2 protein-coding genes are annotated in these 1,604 nt (G+C 47.8%); both read right to left on the bottom strand.

Annotated features, from left to right (window positions below):
* Positions 1-94 precede the first annotated feature (94 nt).
* On the bottom strand, positions 95-1,183 hold the full coding sequence (locus ACY2VW_RS13750; RefSeq protein WP_349142941.1) for a hypothetical protein: 1,089 nt from the start codon (positions 1,181-1,183) through the stop codon (positions 95-97).
* 147 nt (positions 1,184-1,330) lie between these two features.
* Positions 1,331-1,604 (bottom strand): alanine:cation symporter family protein (locus ACY2VW_RS13745; RefSeq protein WP_461878431.1); only part of this gene is annotated, 274 nt, incomplete at its 5' end.

The following is a 1,604-nucleotide window of genomic DNA, read 5'->3' as shown; positions in this document are numbered from 1 at the left end:
CATCTTTTACTTTCTTTTCTTTTTCCATAATATCTCCTGAAAACTGTGATTACGGTTCGCCGAAATTCAGCGAACCGTAAGAAATGGTTTTTTGTTACAGCATGTATTTGCGAAGTGCTGCGGTAAACTCTTCAATTCGTTCAGCCGCAATTTCTTTCAGGGTAGCATCGCCAAGGCTTGCAATATAGCCTTTTTCCTGGCGGTACAGCCATTTGGTCACACGTTCATCGATTTCTTCGTAGTGATTGATGTGAATCCACTCTTCGTAGGATGCGCCAAGCGGGCAGCCGAGCTTCTCCTCGAGCAGTCTGGTGAAGTCGATCCGGTCGGCTCTCTCCAGCATTTTATTCCAGAAATCGAGAACCTCCTCGACATGCTCATGGATTTCATAGCGTCTTGCACCGCCATCGTAGATGATGCATTTTTCAAACAGCGGATCGCGCATGGAAAGCGTTTCTCTTCGGAACTCCGGTGCAATGATACCGTCTTTCCAGTAGAAATCGACATCCGGCAGATTGATTCCGGATACGCCCTTGTCCTGATAGGTGCTGAAGATTCCTTCGTAATATACGGTGATAAAGCCTTCAAACTCCGGCCAGAACTCGCGGATTTCTTTTGTGAGACGTTCCAGGATTTTGATTCCGGTTGTGCCGCCGATCGTAAAGATGATAATGTTACGAAGGGAAGCACCGTGCTCACGGTAGAAATCGGTTACGTAGCGCAGGCAGTGGATCAGCGTCTCACCCGTTGCGATGATATCGCCGATCAGAAGTGTACTTCCCGGAACCATCGTCAGCTTGCTGTATTTGATTTCCAGCCCTGCGATTTCTTCCTCTTTAAAGACGCGCTCACTTGACAGAAAGCTGATGTCATGCACACGAATGTGCTCACGGTAGCAGCTTTCCTCCAGCGGATAATTCAAAGCGCCGCGCAGGATGGAAAGGATGTTGGCTGCGGTTACCTTTCCCTGCTCTTTAAAATAATAAAGCATCTGTGAAGTAGACGGAATCAGGCAGTGATAAACCTCATATCCGACAACCTCCGGTGTGTTCAGAAGCTTTCTTGTTTCTGCTTCGGAAACGACATAGTATTCGTTCTCATAATCGCCGCCTGCGAGGCGATAGCAGTCCACGCCCTGTTCCGAAAACTCCGGCACCAGTTTTACTTCATTCCATTTTTCCATTCAAAAGTTCCTCCCGGTTTTCCCTCTTTGGTAAACATGTTATAAACTTTTAACAGTGTAAGGGGTAGCAACCTGATTGTCAAGGGAAAAGGCGAATTTACATGATTTTCTTACAGAAGAAGGGAATGCGCCGCGAGAAAAGGAATTTTACCGGGTTTTGCCTTCTCCGGAAAAGTATTCCTTTGTAAGCTCCACAACCTTGCCCGAAAGCAGGAAGAGCGCAATCAGGTTTGGGATCGCCATGAGGCCGTTGAAGGTCTCGGCAATGCTCCACATCAGGCCAAGATTTGCGGTGGCGCCAAGGATGGCAACCAGCGCATAGGCGGCCATAAAATATTTTGTGATTCTTTCGGAGAATAAAAACTCGATGCAGCGTGCACCGTAAAGTCCCCATCCGAGAATCGTGGAAAAGGCGAAGCAG

It is taken from the genome of Fusicatenibacter sp., assembly GCF_977045365.1.
Note: the sequence above shows the minus strand (reverse complement) of the source record. Positions and strands in the feature narration are given on the sequence as shown.